General features: G+C 66.4%; 9 protein-coding genes and 4 pseudogenes. 7 read left to right on the top strand and 6 right to left on the bottom strand.

The window, feature by feature from the left end; genetic code table 11:
- Positions 1–123: 123 nt before the first annotated feature.
- From PIB19_RS08765 to PIB19_RS08740, 6 genes and pseudogenes are all read left to right on the top strand, one after another.
- Positions 124–2,634: a DegT/DnrJ/EryC1/StrS family aminotransferase gene (locus tag PIB19_RS08765; protein ID WP_271240486.1), complete on the top strand. Its 2,511-nt coding sequence runs from the start codon at positions 124–126 to the stop codon at positions 2,632–2,634.
- Positions 2,631–3,674: a glycosyltransferase family 2 protein gene (locus tag PIB19_RS08760; RefSeq protein WP_271240485.1), complete on the top strand. Its 1,044-nt coding sequence runs from the start codon at positions 2,631–2,633 to the stop codon at positions 3,672–3,674. Before PIB19_RS08765 ends, PIB19_RS08760 begins: the two co-directional genes overlap by 4 nt.
- 190 nt (positions 3,675–3,864) lie before the next feature.
- A pseudogene (locus PIB19_RS08755) lies at positions 3,865–4,774 on the top strand (OmpA family protein).
- 159 nt (positions 4,775–4,933) lie between these two features.
- A pseudogene (gene modA / locus PIB19_RS08750) lies at positions 4,934–5,694 on the top strand (molybdate ABC transporter substrate-binding protein).
- A gap of 1 nt (position 5,695) precedes the next feature.
- Positions 5,696–6,385 (top strand): molybdate ABC transporter permease subunit, encoded by a 690-nt coding sequence (gene modB, locus PIB19_RS08745; RefSeq protein ID WP_271240484.1) that lies wholly within the window; start codon positions 5,696–5,698, stop codon positions 6,383–6,385.
- On the top strand, positions 6,375–6,986 hold the full coding sequence (locus tag PIB19_RS08740) for an ATP-binding cassette domain-containing protein (RefSeq protein WP_271240483.1): 612 nt from the start codon (positions 6,375–6,377) through the stop codon (positions 6,984–6,986). The genes modB and PIB19_RS08740 overlap by 11 nt, the downstream gene beginning before the upstream one ends.
- Before the next feature lie 91 nt (positions 6,987–7,077).
- Here PIB19_RS08740 and PIB19_RS08735 read toward each other — a convergent pair whose 3' ends face one another.
- Together PIB19_RS08735 and PIB19_RS08730 are read right to left on the bottom strand one after the other, a co-directional pair.
- Positions 7,078–7,941 (bottom strand): 2-dehydropantoate 2-reductase, encoded by an 864-nt coding sequence (locus PIB19_RS08735; protein WP_271240482.1) that lies wholly within the window; start codon positions 7,939–7,941, stop codon positions 7,078–7,080.
- Positions 7,938–8,447, bottom strand: coding sequence for a DUF1993 domain-containing protein (locus PIB19_RS08730; RefSeq protein ID WP_271240481.1), 510 nt, complete (start codon positions 8,445–8,447; stop codon positions 7,938–7,940). Before PIB19_RS08730 ends, PIB19_RS08735 begins: the two co-directional genes overlap by 4 nt.
- Positions 8,448–8,637: 190 nt before the next feature.
- Between PIB19_RS08730 and PIB19_RS08725 the strand changes: the two genes are divergently transcribed.
- Positions 8,638–9,390 (top strand): Crp/Fnr family transcriptional regulator, encoded by a 753-nt coding sequence (locus PIB19_RS08725; RefSeq protein WP_271240480.1) that lies wholly within the window; start codon positions 8,638–8,640, stop codon positions 9,388–9,390.
- Positions 9,391–9,513: 123 nt separating this feature from the next.
- Here the strand turns inward: PIB19_RS08725 and map are convergent.
- From map to rpoB, 4 genes and pseudogenes are all read right to left on the bottom strand, one after another.
- Positions 9,514–10,334, bottom strand: a pseudogene (gene map, locus PIB19_RS08720) (type I methionyl aminopeptidase).
- Positions 10,318–10,542 (bottom strand): ParD-like family protein, encoded by a 225-nt coding sequence (locus PIB19_RS08715; protein WP_271240479.1) that lies wholly within the window; start codon positions 10,540–10,542, stop codon positions 10,318–10,320. The pseudogene map and the gene PIB19_RS08715 overlap by 17 nt, the downstream one beginning before the upstream one ends.
- 132 nt (positions 10,543–10,674) lie before the next feature.
- Positions 10,675–14,970 carry a DNA-directed RNA polymerase subunit beta' gene (gene rpoC, locus PIB19_RS08710; protein WP_271240478.1) on the bottom strand — a complete coding sequence of 1,432 codons (4,296 nt, stop codon included), beginning with the start codon at positions 14,968–14,970 and terminating at the stop codon, positions 10,675–10,677.
- 79 nt (positions 14,971–15,049) lie between these two features.
- Positions 15,050–19,205: pseudogene (gene rpoB / locus PIB19_RS08705) on the bottom strand (DNA-directed RNA polymerase subunit beta).
- Positions 19,206–19,622: the final 417 nt, after the last annotated feature.

The raw sequence follows: 19,622 nt of genomic DNA, 5'->3' as shown, positions 1-19,622 counted from the left end.
GGGCTAGCCCGCGCGGGCGGCGGCGTCCATGCGGAAGGCTTTACGAAATAGAAGGTTCGGCGCGGCTAGGCTCTTCCCGATCATGCCGGCGCGACCGGCAGGGAATGGAGCTGGGGGAAGACTATGGATCGGCTGCCGCTGATCGCGCCGCGACCACCGAAGCTGAGCGGGATGGCCGATGCGCTCGCGGAGATCGAGGCGCGCGGGATCTATTCGAACGGCGGACCGGTGGTGCGCGGGTTCGAGGCCGCGGCGACGGCTTTACTGTTCGGCGGGGCGGGCGATTGCCTCGCGGTGGGCAATGCGACGCTCGGGCTGATGCTGGCGATCCGTCATGCCGCGGGGCCGCGCGCGGGCAAGGGCAATTTCGCGCTGATCCCCGCCTTCACCTTCGCCGCGACCGCGCATGCGGCCGAATGGGCGGGGCTGACGCCCTTGCTGTGCGACGTGGACCCCGAGGACTGGGCGGCGAGCGCCGAGGCCGAGGCGCGGGCGTTCGAGAAATATGGCGACCGCATCGCGGCAGTGGTGCCCTATGCGACCTTCGGCGCGGGGATCGATCTGGCGCGCTACCGCGGCTATGCCGAACGCGGCGTAGGCGTGGTGATCGACGCCGCGGCCTCGCTGGGGGCACTGGATGCCGATGGGCGCCAGTTCGGGGCGGGCGAGCCCTTTGCCGTGGTCTATTCGATGCACGCGACCAAGGTGTTCGCGACTGCCGAGGGCGGGCTGGTCCATTCGGGCGATGCCGGGCTGATCGAGGCGCTGCGGCGGATGAGCAATTTCGGCTTTGCCGGCGGGCGCTCGGCCGAGGGGCCGGGGTTCAACGCTAAATTGCCCGAAGTGCTAGGGCTGGTGGCACGGGCGAAGCTCGACGAGATCGAGGCGGTCGCGGCGCACCGGATGAAGCTCGACGCCGTGTATCGCAGGGCTTTGGGCGGGTTCGCGGCCGAGAAGGGATTCGAGTTCCAGGAATTGCGCGGATCGCGGCCGGCGCTGCAATTCCAGTCGCTGCTGCTGCCGCGCGCCTTTGCCGGGCATCGCCGCGCGATCGTCGAGACGCTGGCCGAACAGGGGATCGGTGCGGCGCATTATTTCAGCCCGCATCTGGGCGAGCAGCCCTGGTTCCGCGCGCATGGCGTGAGCGAGCCGCTGCCGGTGTGCGACGATGTCGGCGCGCGCGTGCTCTCGCTGCCGGTGACCGACGGGATGACCGAGGCGGACGTCGAGCGGGTCTGCACCGCGTTGATCGACGCATGCGCGGCATCAGGGCTCAAGAGCCTGCCGGGTGCCGAGCGGCGCGGGGCGCATGTCCATGCCGCGCTGATCGTCGGCGGCGGGCCTGCGGGCACGGCATTGCTGACCGCGGCGAGCAAGAGCGACGCGCTGGTGCGGCTGGCCAATGCGGGGCTCGCAGTGGTCGAGCGCGATGCCGTGCTCGGGCGCGGCGAGATCGGCACCTATGCGATCACGTCGGACAGCACCGCCGAGACGTTCCTCACTGCCGTGAAGGGCAACGAGCATGGCGGCATCGCCGCGCTCGAGACGCATTCGTCGGGACAGGAAGTGGCGATGCACGCGGGCAAATTGGGCGTGCCGCTGGCACGGACGACGCCGTTCCTCGAGGCGACCGGCGCGCAGCTCGGCATGATCGTGGCGGAGCAGGGCGGCACGGTGGTGACGCGCAGCGAAGTGATCGAGGCGCGGCGCACCGCGGACGGACTCTGGGCGGCGCGGGTGCGCAATCGCGTCACCGGCGAAGTGCGGGTGATGCGCGCCGAGAAATTGGTGATCGCGACCGGCGGCTATCAGGCGCGCGGCAATGTCGAGGCCGAGCAGGTCGCCGGAGTCGCTCTGGGCGTGCTGGCCGGCGAGCGGCTGATGGCGGGCGACGAATTTCTCCGCATCGGCGGGCTCGACGCGTTGCGCGCGCGGATCGCCGGAACCCCGGCCCCGCGGATCGCGATCGTCGGCGGATCGACCAGCGCGCTCGCCGCCGCGGCGCTGATCCTCAAGGCGTCGCCGGCGCTGCCGCTCGGGGCGGGGGCACTCGCGCTCTATCACCGCCGGCCGCTGCGGCCCTTTTATCGTTCGGTCGAGGAAGCGCGGGCGGACGGGTTCACCGATTTCGGGGCGCAGGACATCTGCCCGGTGAGCGGGTTCGTCTATCGATTGGCGGGCTTCCGGCTGGAGGCGCGCGAACTGGTGCTGCGGATGCTCGGCGTCGGCGGGCGGGCACCCGATCCGCGCATGGCATTGCGGCGGATCGGCGCGATCGACGACGCGGCGGTGCGCGCCGAACTCGAGGGCGCCGACGTCGTGATCGGCGCGCTGGGCTATCGCCCGCGTGCGCTGCCCTTGTTCGATCAGGACGGCAGCCGGATCGCGCTCGCCGCCGATGCGCCGGGACGGCCGCGGCTGGTCGACCAGCAATGCCGCGTGATCGACGCGAACGGACGGCCGGTGCCGGGCGTGTTCGGCATCGGGCTCGCTTCGGGGCATGTGCCCGACGGGCGGCTCGGCGGCGAGGCGAGCTTCAGCGGCAAGGCCAACGGCCTGTGGCTGTGGCAGAACGATATCGGCCAGATGATCGTCGACCAGTTGCTCGGCAACCAGGCGCAGGCGGTCGCATGAGCGGGGCGCCCTTGGTCTCGGTCATCATGGCGGTGTACAACGGCGCGGCTTTGCTGCCCGAAACGCTGGCCAGCCTTCAGGAGCAAACGTTCGGCGACTGGGAACTGGTCGCGGTGGACGATTGCTCGACGGACGACAGCGTCGCGGTGCTGGAGCGGCTCGGCGACGCCCGGGTGCGGGTGATCCGTTCGGAGGCCAATGGCGGGCCGGTGGTGGCGCGCAACCGGGCGTTCGCCGAGGCGCGCGGGCGTTATGTCGCCGGACTCGACCAGGACGATATCAGCCTGCCCGAACGCTTCGCGCGACAAGTGGCCTATCTCGACGCACGTCCCGATGTTTCGCTGGTGAGCTGTGCCACCGATTTCCTGGTCGAAGGCAAGCGGCTGCCCGGCAACTGGCCGCGGCCGCTGGCTCCGGTGCTGATCGACTGGCTGATGCTGGTGCAGAACCCGATCGCCTGGTCTTCGGTGATGTTCCGCGCCGATGCCGCGCGCCGGCTCGATCCCTTCGAGCGGCCCGAGATGCGCTATGTCGAGGATTTCGACCTGTACCAGCGGCTGCGGCCGTTCGGTCGGCTGGCGCAGGTCGACGAAGTGCTGATGCTCTATCGCTGCCATGCCGGCGGCGCTTCGAACATGTTCAACTGCACGATGCGCGCGCATGCCGAATTGCTGCTGCGCGAGCGGCACGAGGCGCTGCTGGGCGAGGACGCGCCGGACATTGCCGCTTTGCTGGTGCGTCATGCCATGGCGCGCGAGCCGGTGCCCGATGCCGAGACGCTCAACCGGCTGTTCGCGGGCATCGGCCTGTTGCGCGCAGCGTTCGGCGAAGCCAATCCGGGCGAGGAACTCGCGGCAGTCGACCGCGAGATCTCGCAGCTCTGGTGGCGCGTGTGCCGTGCCAGCGTGCGCGCCGGATCGCTGCTGATCCACAACACGCTGGGCAGCCAGTCGCTGCCGCTCGGCCAGGCGGCCGACCTCGTCGCCAGCCAGATGATCGGCGGCATGCGGGCGATGAAGCGCGGGCTGACGGGGCGCTGAACGGCCGGGTCGGGGCCAGTGGAGTCTGCTGACAGAACCGGCCATTCGCTCCGCCCGGTCTGCATCGGTTCGTCGCAGGGTGCGCTCGAACCACCCGTCCAATCAACGGCCTTCCTAGAGCTGTTCATCTGCTGGACAGGTTAACCTGAACACGCAAGGCCGATGGGGGGCAATTTGAAGGAGTTGCTCAATGCGTGTCATTTCCAAGAGACCAGGAGTTCGCTTCCTGGTGGCCTTGCTGGCCGCGTCTGCGTCGAGCAGCGCGTTTGCGCAGCAGGAACCGCCGCAGCAGCAGGAGCCGCAGCAGCAGCAGAGCCCGGCCGGCTCCAATATCGTCGTATATGGTGAATCCGCGCCTGCGATGACCGCAGGGCCCGAGGTGAAAGGCGTCATCATTGCGCGCAACGACGACAAGATGAAAGTCAAGACCGCTGACGGCAACAGCGTAGTCATCGCCGTCAACGATTCTACCAAGATCAAGGCCGGAGGCGGCCTGTTCAGCAGCACCAGCAAGCTCGGCGCAGATCTCGCTGCTCAACGGGCTGCCGGTTACTGTCAAAACGTTGCAATCGGGTAGTGATCTGGTGGCGAGCCAGATCAGTCTTCGGAAGAACGACCTCAAGACCGCGTCGATGATCCGCAACGCGACGGATCAGCGCTTCGAGGAACAGACCGCGGCAACGGAATCGCTGCGCGGCCGCCTGGGCGACATCGACAAGTATAATATCAAGGGCACCACCAACGTGCACTTCGATACCGGCAAGGCGGAACTGTCCGATCAGGACAAGGCCGAGCTCTGCACAACGGCAACCACGGCCGAAGCAACCGAGAACGCCTTGATCCTGGTGGTCGGCTACACGGATTCGACCGGAAGCGACGACGTCAATCAGGAGCTCAGCGAAAAGCGGGCCAACCGCGTGATCAACTATCTCCAGCAGAAGTGCGGCTGGAAGCCCTATCGCATGCTCACCCCGACCGGGATGGCCACGGCGGACCCGCTGGCGAGCAATGACACCTCCGAAGGCAAGGCGCAGAACCGCCGCGTCGCGGTGAATATCCTGGTCAGCAAGAGCGTCGACGTCGCCGACAACAATATGTGAACTACGCGGGGACGGGCTTCGCGTCCCGCGGCCTGTTTGTAAGCGGAGCGCTGCAAGGAATATCCGCATCGGGCCGGGAGCGGCAGTCTGCTCCCGGCCCGAGGTCCTTGCCCCGCAGGTGGCGCTTGCGTCATAGCGGGCAGGCGAGGAGACGAGGGCATGGGGATCGACCGGCGCGAATTCCTGATCGGCGTGGCTGCGACGGTCGCATTGGGCCCGCGCGCCTTCGCCGCACAGCGCGGACCGCTGGTGCTCGCGGCGGCGAGCCTGCAAGAATCGATGAACGCGGCGGCGGATGCGTGGGCTCGGCTGGGCCATAAGCGGCCGGTGCTGTCGTTCGCGGCTTCGTCGGCGCTGGCGCGGCAGGTCGCGGCGGGTGCGGCGGCGGACCTGTTCGTGTCGGCCGACGAACCGTGGATGGACGATGTCCAGCGGCGCGGGCTGATCGTGCCGGGTACGCGGGCGAATCTGGTCGGTAATCGACTGGTGGTGGTGCAGCCCGCGAGTGCAGGGCAGACGAGCGCCAACGTCCCGCTGGGGCGCCTGCTGGCGAGCGGGCGCGTCGCGCTGGCCGATCCGGCCTCGGTGCCCGCCGGGCGCTATGCGCAGGCGTCGCTGACCAGGCTCGGGCTGTGGAACGGTGTCGCGCCGCGGGTGGTACGCGCCGAGAATGTCCGCGCGGCGCTGGCGCTGGTCGAGCGCGGCGCGGCCGAATGGGGGTGGTCTACGCCACTGACGCGCGCGCCTCGCGGCAGGTGCGCGCGGTGCGGATGCTCCCCGCCGGCAGCCATCCGCCGATCCGCTATCCGCTGGCGCGGCTCAAGGCTTCGACCAGCCCCGATGCCGAGAGTTTCCGCCGCTTCCTGCTCTCCGGCGCGGGCAAGGCGATCTTCGCGCGCTTCGGGTTCACGGCACCGTGAGATGCTGACGCCCGAGGAATGGGGGATCGTCGCTTTGTCGCTCAAGGTGGGCGGCGTGGCGGTGCTGGTCAGCCTGCCGCTGGCATTCGCACTGGCCTGGCTGCTCGCACGGGTGCGCTTTCCGGGGCGGGTGCTGCTCGACGCGCTGGTGCATCTGCCGCTGGTGGTGCCGCCGGTGGTGACCGGCTGGCTGCTGCTGCTCGCCTTCGCGCCCGCCGGCCCGATCGGCGCGTGGCTGGAGAGCTGGTTCGGCGTGAGCGTGCTCTTTCGCTGGACCGGCGCGGCGGTCGCGGCGGGCGTGATGGCGCTGCCGCTGATGGTGCGCGCGATCCGCTTGTCGATCGAAGGCGTCGACCGGCGGCTCGAACAGGCGGCGCGGACGCTAGGGGCGGGGCGCTGGCGGACGTTCGCGACGGTCACGCTGCCGCTCAGTCTTCCCGGGGTGATCGCCGGCGTGGTGCTCGGCTTCGCGCGCGCGCTGGGCGAGTTCGGCGCGACGATCACGTTCGTCTCCAATGTGCCCGGCGAGACCCAGACGCTGCCGCTGGCGATCTACGCCGCGCTGCAGACCCCGGGTGGAGAGGCCCTGGTGCTGCGGCTGGCTGGAGTGTCGGTACTGCTTTCGCTGGCGGCCCTGGTCGCCTCCGAACTGATCGCGCGGCGCGCGGGGCGGGGGCTGCATGTCCTTTGACGTCGACGTCGCCAAGCGGCTGGGCGATGCCGAGATCGCCTGCCGGATCGAGGGCGGCGCGGGACTGACCGTGCTGTTCGGGCCTTCGGGCGCGGGCAAGACCAGCGTGCTCAACATGGTGGCGGGACTGATCGAACCCGATCGCGGGCATGTGCGGGTGAGCGGCGAGGACCTGTTCGACGCCGCGCTCGGGCTCGATCTGCCGCCCGAGCGGCGGCGCGCGGGCTATGTATTCCAGGACGCGCGGCTGTTCCCGCACAAGCGCGTGCGTGCGAACCTGCTTTATGGCTGGCGTAGCGGCGAGGGCGCGGTCGATGTCGACGAGACGATCGCCTTGCTCGGGCTGGCGGGACTGCTCGATCGCTGGCCGCGGACGCTGTCGGGCGGCGAGGCGCGGCGCGTGGCGATCGGGCGGGCGCTGCTTTCGAACCCGCGCTTCCTGCTGCTCGACGAGCCCTTGTCGTCGCTCGACCGCGCGCGGCGCGAGGAGATCATGGGCCTGATCGAGCGGCTGCGCGACGCGCTGGGCCTGCCGATCCTGATGGTCACCCACGACCGCGCCGAGGCCGAGCGGCTGGGGAGCCGGATCGTGGAGATTTGAGCGCATTCGTGCTCCGGCGAAGGCCGGAGCCCTGGGAGGAGAGGGCGTCGCTCGATCGCCAGCGCTCCGGCCTTCGCCGGAGCGCCGATGGCTAGACGGCGCTCGCCTCCACCAACGCCGCCAGCGCCTTGTTCAGCGGCGTCGGGATGCCGTGCTTCTCGCCCAGCCGGACGATCACGCCGTTGCGCGCGTCGAGCTCCATCGGGCGGCCGGCGACGAAATCGGCGTGAAGCGAATTGACCGAATCCGGATGCGCTTTCCGGGTCCATTCGACCACCTGATCGGCAAGCTGGTCCGGTAGCGTCGCGCCCTCGGCGCGGCCGACCGCGATGCATTCGCGGACCAGTCCGCGCATCACTTCCGCCACACCCTCGTCATTGGCGACCTCTGCCGCGCGGCGGGTGATGGCGCTGACGATCCCCGAGCAATTGATCGCGAGCTTGCGCCATGCGGCGGTGATGAAATCGGGGGTGGTGGCGGTCTCGATCACCGTTTCGGCGAACAACGCGGTGAAAGCCTCGCCCGCATCGCCGTCGGGCACGAGGATCGTGCCCTCGCGGCGCTGGACGATGCGGCCGGGGGCGGTGCGTTCGGCGGGCAAGTCGATGATCACCGGGACAATGTGTTCGGACGGCACCATCGGGAAGCGCTCGCGTTGCTCGACGCCGTTCTGGATCACTGCCAGCCGCGTCCCGGGCGCCATCAGCCCCGGCAGCCATGCCGCCGCGGCCGCGCAGTCATAGGTCTTGGTGGTCGTGAGCACCCAATCCACCGGGGTCGCCTCCGCAGGATCGGTGAGGATGCGCGGCGTCGCGCGGATGGTGCCTGCGGGGCTCTCGATCTCGAGATCGGCGAACGGCGTGCGCGCGCAGACCGTCACGTCATGGCCCTGCGCCAGCCACGCGGCGAGCGTTCCACCGATCGCGCCGGCGCCGATGACTGCGATCCGCGTCATCCCATGCCGCCGATATAGTCCATCTTGCCGAGCGGCACGCCCTTGTGGCGCAGGATGGCGTAGGCCGTGGTGACGTGGAAATAGAAATTGGGGAGCGCGAAGTCGAGCAGATAGCCGCGGCCCTTGAAGGGGATGCTGAACAACTGGGTCTTCAATTCGACATCCGCATCCTCGCGCCCGTCGATCGCCTCGCGCGGGACCGAGTTCAGGAACGCCACCGTCGCGGCAATGCGCGCCTGGAGATCGTCGAAGCTCGCCTCGGTATCGGGCATCGCCGGCGGCTGGATCCCGGAGAGGCGCGAGGCGGTGAACTTGGCGGTGTCGCTGGCGCGCTGGATCTGCCCGGTCAGCGGCGCCATGTCGTCGTACAGTCGCGCAGTGAGCAGATCGCCATGCGCGATCCCGTGCTCGTCGGCATGCGCGCGCGCCTTTTCGAGGAACGCGGCCATCGCCTTGAAGCCGCGGAGGAGGGCGGGGACCGTGAGGTCGTAGAGCTCGGTTGCCATGCGCGTGCAGATAGAGCGCGGGGTGCGGCTTGGCTAGCGGGACCGGAACGTCGGTCCATTGCCCTAAAACACAATATTTGTTTGGTTGCTGTCGTACGCCATATGTTATGGTAGCGGCATCGCCATTCGATATCCCGGCCGTTGGCGACTGAGAGAGGCTTGTGCTCCCGCCCAGCAGCGGGAGTATGAAATGGCAGATGCGGATCATCCGCTCGACGCGCTGATAGGAAGGCTGGATCGCAATCATTCGCTGACGCGCGAGGACCGCGAGGCGCTGCTGGCACTTCCCTACAAATTGCGCTGGCTGGAACCGGCCACATACACAGTGCGCGAGGGTGACAAGCCGCGGACCTGCGGCGTGCTGGTTTCGGGCTACGCCTTCCGCCAGAAGATCACCGGAGACGGTGCGCGGCAGATCATCGGGCTGCACATCCCGGGCGAGGCGCTCGACTTCCAGAACCTGTTCCTCGAGGTTTCGGACCACAACGTCCAGATGCTCACCCGCGTCGAGATCGCGGACGTGCCCATCGCGGCGTTCCAGCAGATCGCGCTGGAACGGCCCAATGTCGGCAGGGCGATCCAGGTGACGACGCTGATCGAGGCTTCGATCCTCCGCGAATGGGTACTCAATGTCGGCCGTCGGGATTCGCGCAGCCGGCTGGCGCATCTGCTGTGCGAGTTCGCATTGCGGCTGGAGGCGCAGGGCGCCGCGCGGCCCGACCATGGCTATGCGCTGCCGATGACGCAGGAGCAGCTCGCCGATGCCACCGGCCTCACTTCGGTGCACGTCAATCGCGTGCTCAAGGTGCTGGAGACGGAAGGGCTGATCGTGCGCAATCGCCGCAACATCAGCTTCCCAGACTGGCGACGGCTGCGCGACGTGGGCGATTTCAACCAGCGCTATCTGCATCTGCGCGATCGCGAAGAACTGGGCGTCTTTTAGAGCCGAAGGTCCGGGCGCACACCAATCGCACGCTCCAGGCGCTGCGCAAGGAGGGACTGATCGGGCTGTCCACGAACGCGCGGGTGGTGCTCGACTGGCAGCGCCTTCGCGACGTCGGCGATTTCAGCGAGCGCTATCTGCACCACGCGGTGTAAGCGCTGGCCGCCGCCCTCTCGAGGCCTGACGCCCCAACTCGTCGGGACGCAACGTCAGCACCGATACGCCGGAAGCGGTGACCGCGACGGTGTGCTCGAACTGGGCCGAAAGCGATCCGTCCCTGGTTACCACCGTCCAGCCGTCGGCCTCGGTTCGCACGCTGCGCCGGCCGCGATTGAGCATCGGCTCGATTGTGAAGACCATGCCTTCGCGCAAGGGAGGCCGGTTCCCGGCTTTCCGAAGTGCAGGACCTGCGGTTCCTCGTGCATCTCGCGGCCGATGCCGTGACCGCAATATTCACGGACGACCGAATAGCCGTTGCGCCTGGCATGGCGTTCGATCGCCCAGCCGATGTCGCCTAGCCGTGCACCCGGACGGACCGCGCGGATGCCCATCCACATGGCTTCGTAAGTGGCCTGGACCAGTCGCCTGGCGGCCGGGTGCACCTTGCCGACGAGATAGGTCTTGCTTGAATCCGCGATATAGCCGTTCTTTTCGAGCGTGATGTCGAAATTGACGATGTCGCCGTCGCGGAGCACGACCGACTGCGACGGGACGCCGTGGCAGACCACGTCATTCACCGAAGAGTTCAGCACGAAGCCATAGCCATATTGGCCCTTGCTCGCGGGCCGGGCCTGCAGATCGTCGATGATGAACCGCTCGACCATTTCATCGATCTCGAGCGTCGATCTGCCGGCGAGCGAGGTTCGATCGAGCAGCCCGAACACCGACGCCAATAGCCGGCCGGATTCGGCCAGCAACGCCACTTCTTCAGGCCGCTTCGTCATGCGTCACCAGGGGCAGGGATCGGATCGAAACGCCCGCGGAGCCAAGCTCGTGCTCGATGATCTCGGCGAAACCGAGCGTCGGATTGGTCTCGCACAGCATGCCGACCTTGATCCACCACGCGGCCTGCGCGTTGATCGAACGACACGTTACCTTGCTCGCCCGGCGCAGCTGATCGTGCAGATCGTCTTCTATGTTCACGACGCCCATCGGAGGTTACCTATACGATTCGTATATGAAACATATAGGGGCGGCATGTGGGGAAGCCAAAGAAAAGCCGCCGTCCGGGAGACCGGGCGGCGGCTTTCTTTGTTCAGCGCGTGAGCAGCTGAACGGAAGCGATCACTCGCTCTCGTTCAGATACTCGCCGGCGTCCGCATCGGTGCCGTGGCCCGAGGGGACCACGCTCGCCAGCGCGTCGTCGCCGGTGCCGCCGGCGTCGCGGGTCGAGCGGGCCAGTTCGGCTGCATGCTCTTCCGCGGCCGAGTTCGGCGCGATCAGCGAGGCTTCGTTCATGCGGCGCTGGGCCACCCGAAGCGCCGCGTCACGCGACGAGGCTGCGACACGCAGGCGGTTCATGCCCGCGCCGGTACCGGCGGGGATGAGACGGCCGACGATCACGTTCTCCTTGAGGCCGAGCAGGGTGTCCTGCTTGCCCTGGACCGCCGCCTCGGTGAGGACGCGGGTGGTCTCCTGGAACGACGCCGCCGAGATGAAGCTGCGGGTCTGCAGCGACGCCTTGGTGATGCCGAGCAGGATCGGCTTGCCCTGTGCGGGGGCCTGACCCTTTTCGAGCTTCGCGTTGACCTCGTCCATTTCGTCGCGATCGAGCTGCTCGCCCACGAGGAGCGTGGTGTCGCCGGACTCGATGATCTCGACCTTCTGCAGCATCTGGCGAACGATCACCTCGATGTGCTTGTCGTTGATCTTCACGCCCTGCAGTCGATAGACTTCCTGGATTTCCGACACGAGATATTCCGCGAGCGGCTCGATGCCGAGCACCTCGAGAATGTCGTGCGGATCGGGGCTGCCGCCGATCAGGTTGTCGCCACGCTTGACGTAGTCGCCTTCCTGGACGTCGATCACCTTCGACTTCGGAACCAGATACTCCACGACCTCGCCGCCGTCCTCGGGCATGATCCCGATCTTGCGCTTGGCCTTGTAGTCCTTGCCGAACACGACGCGGCCCGAGACCTTCGCGATGATCGCGTTCTCCTTGGGCTTGCGCGCTTCGAACAGCTCGGCAACGCGCGGCAGACCGCCGGTGATGTCGCGGGTCTTGGCGGACTCGCGGCTGACACGGGCCAGAACGTCACCGCCCTGAACCTGTGCACCGTCCTCGACGGAGAGCACTGCGCCTGCCGCCAGCATGTAACGGCCGGCCTCCTCGGCGCTGCCGCCGGTGAGAGTCAGGCGCGGACGCAGATCCTCCTTCTTGGCGGAGATGCCGCGATTCTCGGTGATGACGCGCTGGGCGATGCCCGTCGCTTCGTCGACCTGCTCGGTCATCGTCTTGCCTTCGATCACGTCGACATATTTCACGATGCCGGGGTTCTCGGTGATCACCGGCATGGTGAACGGATCCCACTCCGCCATGCGGTCGCCCTGCGAGACGATGTGACCATCGTCGAACAGCACATACGCACCGTAGGGAATGCGGTGCACCGCGAGCTCACGGCCATCCATGTCGACGATCGCCAGCTCGGCCGAACGCGAGGTAACCACGCGGCGGCCACGCTGATCGACGATCATGCGGACGTCGCGGAATTCGACCTTGCCGTCAGTCGGCGCTTCGAGGTTCGACTGCTCGTTGAGCTGCGCCGCGCCGCCGATGTGGAAGGTCCGCATCGTCAGCTGGGTGCCCGGCTCGCCGATCGACTGCGCCGCGATGACACCGACCGCTTCACCGATGTTCACCGGCGTACCGCGGGCGAGGTCACGCCCGTAGCACTTGCCGCAGACACCGATCCGCGCTTCGCAGACCAGCGGCGAGCGGATCTTCATCCCCTGAATGCCGGTGGCTTCGATCTGCGTGATCATCGCCTCGTCGAGCAACGTGCCCGACGGGATGATGACTTCGTTGGTCTTGCTGTCGACCACGTCCTCGGCCGTCGTGCGGCCGAGAATGCGCTCGCCGAGCGACGCGATGGTCGAGCCGCCCTGCACGATGGCACGCATCTCGAGCGCGCGCTCGGTACCGCAATCCTCCTCCATGACGACGCAGTCCTGCGACACGTCGACAAGGCGGCGAGTGAGGTAGCCCGAGTTGGCGGTCTTCAACGCGGTGTCCGCGAGGCCCTTGCGGGCACCGTGGGTCGAGTTGAAGTATTCAAGGACGGTCAGGCCTTCCTTGAAGTTCGAGATGATCGGCGTCTCGATGATCTCGCCCGAAGGCTTGGCCATCAGGCCGCGCATGCCGGCCAGCTGCTTGATCTGCGCCTGCGAACCGCGGGCACCCGAGTGGGCCATCATGTAGATCGAGTTGATGTCCTTCTCACGGCCCTTGTTGGGGCCGTCCTCGTAGCGCTTCACCGCCTTGATCTCGTCCATCATGGCGCCGGCCACCTGATCGCCGCAACGGCTCCAGGCGTCGATCACCTTGTTGTACTTCTCCTGCTGGGTGATCAGGCCGTCCTGATACTGCTGCTCGTAATCCTTCACGAGCGCGCGGGTCTCGTCGACCAGGCCCACCTTGGCGTCCGGGATGATCATGTCGTCCTTGCCGAACGAAATGCCCGCCTTGAACGCGTGCTTGAAGCCCAATGCCATGATCGCGTCGGCGAACAGCACGGTCTCCTTCTGGCCGGTGTGGCGATAGACCTCGTCGATCACGTCGCCCACATCCTTCTTGGTGAGGAGGCGGTTGACGGTCTCGAACGGCACCTTGTGCGACTGCGGGAGCGTCTCGCCGAGCAGCATGCGGCCCGGCGTCGTCTCGTAGCGCTTCATGCTGACGACGCCATTCTCGTCGGTCTGCGGCACGCGGCTGGTGATCTTGGTGTGCAGCGTAACCGCACCCGCGTTCAGCGCCTGGTGGACCTCCGACATGTCGGCGATCAGCATGCCCTCGCCGGGCTCGCCTTCCTTCATCATCGACAGATAATAAAGGCCGAGGACCATGTCCTGCGACGGCACGATGATCGGCTTGCCGTTCGCGGGCGACAGGATGTTGTTGGTCGACATCATCAGGACGCGCGCTTCCAGCTGGGCCTCGAGGCTCAGCGGGACGTGCACGGCCATCTGGTCACCGTCGAAGTCGGCGTTGAACGCCGAGCAGACCAGCGGGTGGAGCTGGATCGCCTTGCCTTCGATCAGCACCGGCTCGAACGCCTGGATGCCCAGACGGTGGAGCGTCGGCGCGCGGTTGAGGAGGACGGGGTGCTCGCGAATGACTTCGTCGAGGATGTCCCAGACTTCCTTGCGCTCCTTCTCGACCCACTTCTTCGCCTGCTTGAGGGTCATCGAGAGACCCTTGGCGTCGAGGCGGGCGTAGATGAACGGCTTGAACAGCTCGAGCGCCATCTTCTTGGGCAGGCCGCACTGGTGCAGCTTGAGTTCCGGACCGGTGACGATGACCGAGCGGCCCGAATAGTCGACGCGCTTGCCGAGCAGATTCTGGCGGAAGCGGCCCTGCTTGCCCTTGAGCATGTCGGACAGCGACTTGAGCGGACGCTTGTTGGCACCGGTGATCGTACGGCCGCGGCGGCCGTTGTCGAACAATGCGTCGACGGCTTCCTGCAGCATGCGCTTTTCGTTGCGGACGATGATGTCCGGCGCGCGCAGCTCCATGAGGCGCTTGAGGCGGTTGTTGCGGTTGATCACGCGGCGATACAGATCGTTGAGATCCGACGTCGCGAAGCGGCCGCCGTCGAGCGGCACCAGCGGGCGCAGTTCGGGCGGGATGACCGGAACGACGTCGAGGATCATCCACTCGGGGCGATTGCCCGAATCGATGAAGCTCTCGACGACCTTGAGGCGCTTGATGATCTTCTTGGGCTTGAGCTCGGACTTGGTGACCGCGAGCTCCTCCAGAAGCTCCTTGCGCTCGCCTTCGAGGTCGAGGTCCATCAGCATCTGCTTGACGGCCTCGGCGCCGATGCCGGCCGAGAAGGCGTCTTCGCCATATTCGTCCTGCGCGTCGAGAAGCTCGTCCTCGGTGAGGAGCTGATACTTCTCCAGCGGGGTCAGGCCCGGCTCGATGACGATATAGGCTTCGAAGTAGAGCACGCGCTCGAGCTGCTTGAGCTGCATGTCGAGCAGCAGGCCGATGCGCGACGGCAGCGACTTCAGGAACCAGATGTGCGCGACCGGAGCGGCGAGCTCGATATGGCCCATCCGCTCGCGGCGGACCTTCGAGACGGTGACCTCGACGCCGCACTTCTCGCAGACGATGCCCTTGTACTTCATACGCTTGTACTTGCCGCACAGGCACTCGTAATCCTTGATCGGACCGAAGATGCGCGCGCAGAACAGGCCGTCACGCTCGGGCTTGAACGTGCGATAGTTGATGGTTTCCGGCTTCTTGATCTCGCCGAACGACCACGAGCGGATACGGTCCGGCGAGGCGATGCCGATCTGGATCTGGTCGAAGGTCTCCGGCTTGGCCACCGGGTTCGCGAAGTTGGTCAGTTCGTTCATTTCTGTTTCCTCATGGGAGGACAATTTCTCTGGGCAAGGGGAACAAGTGCCACTCCGAAGTTGACACTCGATCCTGTCCTTATTCCGCAGCGATCTGGACACCGTCGCTATCGAAGCCCGGCTCGTCGTTCTTGAGTTCGACGTTGAGGCCCAGCGAGCGCATTTCCTTGACGAGCACGTTGAAGCTCTCGGGAATGCCGGCCTCGAAGGTGTCGTCGCCCTTGACGATCGCTTCATAGACCTTGGTGCGGCCGACCACGTCGTCGGACTTCACCGTCAGCATCTCCTGCAGGGTATAGGCTGCGCCGTACGCCTGCAGTGCCCAGACCTCCATCTCACCGAAGCGCTGACCACCGAACTGCGCCTTACCACCCAGCGGCTGCTGGGTGACGAGCGAGTAGGGCCCGATCGAACGCGCGTGGATCTTGTCGTCGACCAAGTGGTGCAGCTTGAGCATGTAGATGATGCCCACGGTGACCTTGCGGTCGAACGCCTCGCCGGTGCGGCCGTCGAGCAGGGTCGACTGACCCGAGGTGTCGAGGCCCGCCAGGGCCAGCATCTCGGAAACGTCGGCCTCGCGTGCGCCGTCGAACACCGGAGTCGCCATCGGCACGCCCGGCTTCAAGTTGGTCGCCAGCTCGACGATCTGCTCCGGCGTGCGCGCATCGATCTCGGCGACATAGTGATCGCCATAGACTTCCTTGAGGCGCGACTTGACCGCATCGGGCATCTGCCCGCCGGTCGCGTCGGGATTGGCATGGCGCCAATCCTCGAGCGCGACGCCGATCTGCTGGCCGAGCTGACGCGCGGCCCAGCCGAGATGGGTCTCGAAGATCTGACCGACGTTCATGCGCGAAGGCACGCCCAGCGGGTTGAGCACGAGATCGACCGGCGTGCCGTCCTCGAGGAACGGCATGTCCTCGGCAGGCAGGATGCGCGAGATGACGCCCTTGTTGCCGTGACGGCCGGCCATCTTGTCGCCCGGCTGCAGCTTGCGCTTCACCGCGACGAAGACCTTGACCATCTTGAGCACGCCCGGCGGCAGCTCGTCGCCCCGCTCCAGCTTCTCGCGGCGATCGTCGAACTTCTCGCGGATGCGCTTCACGGCCTCGTCATACTGGCCCTTCACCGCTTCGAGGTTCGACTGCATCGCGTCGTCCTGAACCGAGAACTTCCACCATTCGTGACGATCGACGCCGTCGAGCAGGTCGGCATCGATGGTGGCGCCCTTCTTGAGGCCCTTCGGCGCCGCCGTGGCGACCTGACCGATGAGCATTTCCTTCAGGCGCGACCAGGTGGCGCGGTTGAGGATGTTGCGCTCGTCGTCCGAGTCCTTCTTCAGGCGCTCGATCTCCTCGCGTTCGATCGCCAGCGCGCGCTCGTCCTTGTCGATGCCGTGGCGATTGAAGACGCGGACGTCGACGATCGTGCCGGCAACGCCCGGGGGCAGGCGCAGCGAGGTGTCGCGCACGTCCGAGGCCTTTTCGCCGAAGATGGCGCGGAGGAGCTTCTCTTCCGGCGTCATCGGCGATCTCGCCCTTCGGCGTGATCTTGCCGACGAGGATGTCGCCCGGCTCGACCTCGGCACCGATGTACACGATGCCCGCCTCGTCGAGGTTGCGAAGCGCTTCTTCACCCACGTTCGGGATGTCGCGCGTAATGTCCTCGGGCCCGAGCTTGGTGTCGCGGGCCATCACTTCGAACTCGTCGATATGGATCGACGTGAACACGTCGTCCTTCACGATCCGCTCGCTGATGAGGATCGAATCCTCGTAGTTGTAGCCGTTCCACGGCATGAACGCGACGAGCGCGTTGCGGCCGAGCGCGAGCTCGCCGAACTCGGTCGACGGGCCGTCGGCGATGATGTCGCCGGCATTGACCGTCTCGCCGACCTTCACCAGCGGACGCTGGTTGATGCAGGTCGACTGGTTCGAGCGCTGGAACTTCATCAGCGTGTAGATGTCGACGCCGCTCGCGGTGGCCTCGACATCGCCCGAGGCGCGGATGACGATACGCGTCGCGTCGACCTGATCGACGATGCCGGAGCGCTTGGCCGAGATGGCCGCGCCCGAATCGCGCGCAACCGTCTCTTCCATGCCGGTGCCGACGAACGGCGCCTCGGCCTGGACCAGCGGCACGGCCTGGCGCTGCATGTTCGAGCCCATCAGCGCGCGGTTGGCGTCATCGTTTTCCAGGAACGGAATGAGCGATGCGGCGACCGAGACGAGCTGCTTGGGGCTGACGTCCATCAGCGTGATCTGCTCGGGCAGCGCCATCAGGAACTCGCCCGCCTGACGCGACGAGACCAGCTCCTCGGTGAAGCGGCTCTCGGCGTCGAGCTCGGCGGATGCCTGTGCGATCGTGTGCTTGGCCTCTTCCATCGCCGACAGATAGACGACGTCGTTGGTCACCTTGCCGTCGACGATCTTGCGATACGGCGTCTCGATGAAGCCGTATTTGTTGACGCGGCTGAACGAGGCCAGCGAGTTGATCAGACCGATGTTCGGGCCTTCCGGCGTCTCGATCGGGCAGATGCGGCCATAATGGGTCGGGTGAACGTCGCGGACTTCGAAGCCCGCGCGCTCACGGGTGAGACCGCCCGGCCCGAGCGCCGAGACGCGACGCTTGTGCGTCACTTCGGAGAGCGGGTTGGTCTGATCCATGAACTGCGAGAGCTGCGACGAGCCGAAGAACTCGCGCACCGCGGCAACCGCGGGCTTCGCGTTGATCAGGTCGTTCGGCATGACGGTCGACACGTCGACCGACGACATGCGCTCCTTCACGGCACGCTCCATGCGGAGCAGGCCGACGCGGTACTGGTTCTCGAGCAGCTCGCCCACCGAACGGACACGACGATTTCCGAGATTGTCGATGTCGTCGACTTCGCCCTTGCCGTCCTTGAGGTCGACGAGGGTCTTGACCACCGCGAGGATGTCCTCGGTGCGGAGCGTCGTGACGGTGTCCTCGGCGTCGAGGTCGAGGCGCATGTTGAGCTTGACCCGGCCGACGGCCGAGAGGTCGTAGCGCTCGGGATCGAAGAACAGGCCGGCGAACAGCGATTCCGCGGTTTCGAGCGTCGGCGGCTCGCCGGGGCGCATGACGCGGTAGATGTCGGAAAGGGCCTGCTCGCGCTCCTCGGCCTTGTCGACCTTGAGCGTGTTGCGGATCCACGGACCCGTCGAGATGTGATCGATGTCGAGCAGTTCGAGGCGCTCGATGCCTGCCTTGTCGAGCAGTTCGAGATTCTCGGCCGACACTTCGTCGCCTGCCTCGATGTAGATCTCGCCGGTCGACTCGTTGATCAGGTCATAGGCGCTGTAGCGGCCGAAGATTTCCTCGGTCGGGATCAGCAGCGTCTCGAGGCCGTCCTTGGCCGACTTGTTGGCAGCGCGCGGGCTGATCTTCTGCCCGGCGGGGAACACGACTTCGCCCGACTTGGCGTCGACGATGTCGAACATCGGCTTGGCGCCGCGCCAATTCTCGGCGGCAAACGGGATCTGCCAACCGCCCGGACCGCGGACATAGGTCACGCGGTTGTAGAAGTGGTTGAGGATGTCCTCGCTGTTCAGATTGAGGGCATAGAGCAACGTCGTGACCGGCAGCTTGCGCTTGCGGTCGATGCGGACGTTGACGATGTCCTTGGCGTCGAACTCGAAGTCGAGCCACGAGCCGCGATACGGGATCACGCGGGCGGCGAAGAGATACTTGCCCGACGCATGGGTCTTGCCGCGGTCATGATCGAACAGCACACCCGGCGAACGGTGCATCTGCGAGACGATCACGCGCTCGGTGCCGTTGATGAAGAAGGTGCCGTTGCCCGTCATCAGGGGCATGTCGCCCATGTAGACGTCCTGCTCCTTGATATCGAGGACCGAGCGGGCTTCCGTATCGGGATCCACCTCGAACACGATCAGGCGCAGCGTAACGCGCATCGGCGCCGCATAGGTGATGCCGCGCTGGCGGCATTCTTCGACGTCGAACTTGGGATGCTCGAGCTCGTAATTGACGAAATCGAGCTCGGCGGTGCCGGCGAAGTCGCGGATCGGGAATACCGAACGCAGCGTCTTCTCGAGGCCCGAGACGTAGCCGATCGAGGGATCGCTCCGCAGGAACTGTTCGTAGGATTCGCGCTGAACCTCGATCAGGTTCGGCATCTGCACCACTTCGTGGATGTCGCCGAACACCTTGCGGATGCGGCGCTTCATCGTGCCGCTTTCGATCGCTTTGGTAGCCATGGGTGTTTTGTGCCTCGTCAGCCGTAAAATCACTGCCCCTTTCCGGGGCCGGGACGTGCGAAAGGACGCGAAAAGGCCGCACGACTTCCTTCTCGGAATTCGGCAGCTTTTAGCGTCCTATGAACCCCACAACTCCAATTCGCACGATGCACTGCGCGACGGCGCATCATTTCCCGGTGCTGTGGTGTGAGTGGCGATATAGGGAACGGGGCCGCGTCTGTCAAACCGGCGGTGGAACCTTTTGCTTTTGGGAAGTGCGGCGATTTTGCGGCTGAACGCTGAATTAACGCCTTCATTCGCCGCTCGCCGGCCACGTTCCGGCGCAGGCCACGGTGCCGATGCCGGGTTCCATTCATTTAACCTTCGTTATGATGAAGAAGCCACCCTCAGCCCCCGCGCCGCGCTGTTTATCGGTGC

It is taken from the genome of Sphingomonas sp. 7/4-4 (genome assembly GCF_027941955.1).
Lineage (GTDB): Bacteria > Pseudomonadota > Alphaproteobacteria > Sphingomonadales > Sphingomonadaceae > Sphingomonas.
This window is presented reverse-complemented; position numbering and strand designations above follow the sequence as displayed.

Excerpts from the sequence above, each read along its gene's own strand:
- modB (WP_271240484.1), top strand. The coding sequence starts at position 5,696 with ATGCTGACGCCCGAGGAATGGGGGATCGTCGCTTTGTCGCTCAAGGTG.
- PIB19_RS08760 (WP_271240485.1), top strand. The coding sequence starts at position 2,631 with ATGAGCGGGGCGCCCTTGGTCTCGGTCATCATGGCGGTGTACAACGGC.
- PIB19_RS08740 (WP_271240483.1), top strand. The coding sequence starts at position 6,375 with ATGTCCTTTGACGTCGACGTCGCCAAGCGGCTGGGCGATGCCGAGATC.
- rpoC (WP_271240478.1), bottom strand. The coding sequence starts at position 14,970 with ATGAACGAACTGACCAACTTCGCGAACCCGGTGGCCAAGCCGGAGACC.
- PIB19_RS08725 (WP_271240480.1), top strand. The coding sequence starts at position 8,638 with ATGGCAGATGCGGATCATCCGCTCGACGCGCTGATAGGAAGGCTGGAT.
- PIB19_RS08735 (WP_271240482.1), bottom strand. The coding sequence starts at position 7,941 with ATGACGCGGATCGCAGTCATCGGCGCCGGCGCGATCGGTGGAACGCTC.
- PIB19_RS08730 (WP_271240481.1), bottom strand. The coding sequence starts at position 8,447 with ATGGCAACCGAGCTCTACGACCTCACGGTCCCCGCCCTCCTCCGCGGC.
- PIB19_RS08765 (WP_271240486.1), top strand. The coding sequence starts at position 124 with ATGGATCGGCTGCCGCTGATCGCGCCGCGACCACCGAAGCTGAGCGGG.
- PIB19_RS08715 (WP_271240479.1), bottom strand. The coding sequence starts at position 10,542 with ATGGGCGTCGTGAACATAGAAGACGATCTGCACGATCAGCTGCGCCGG.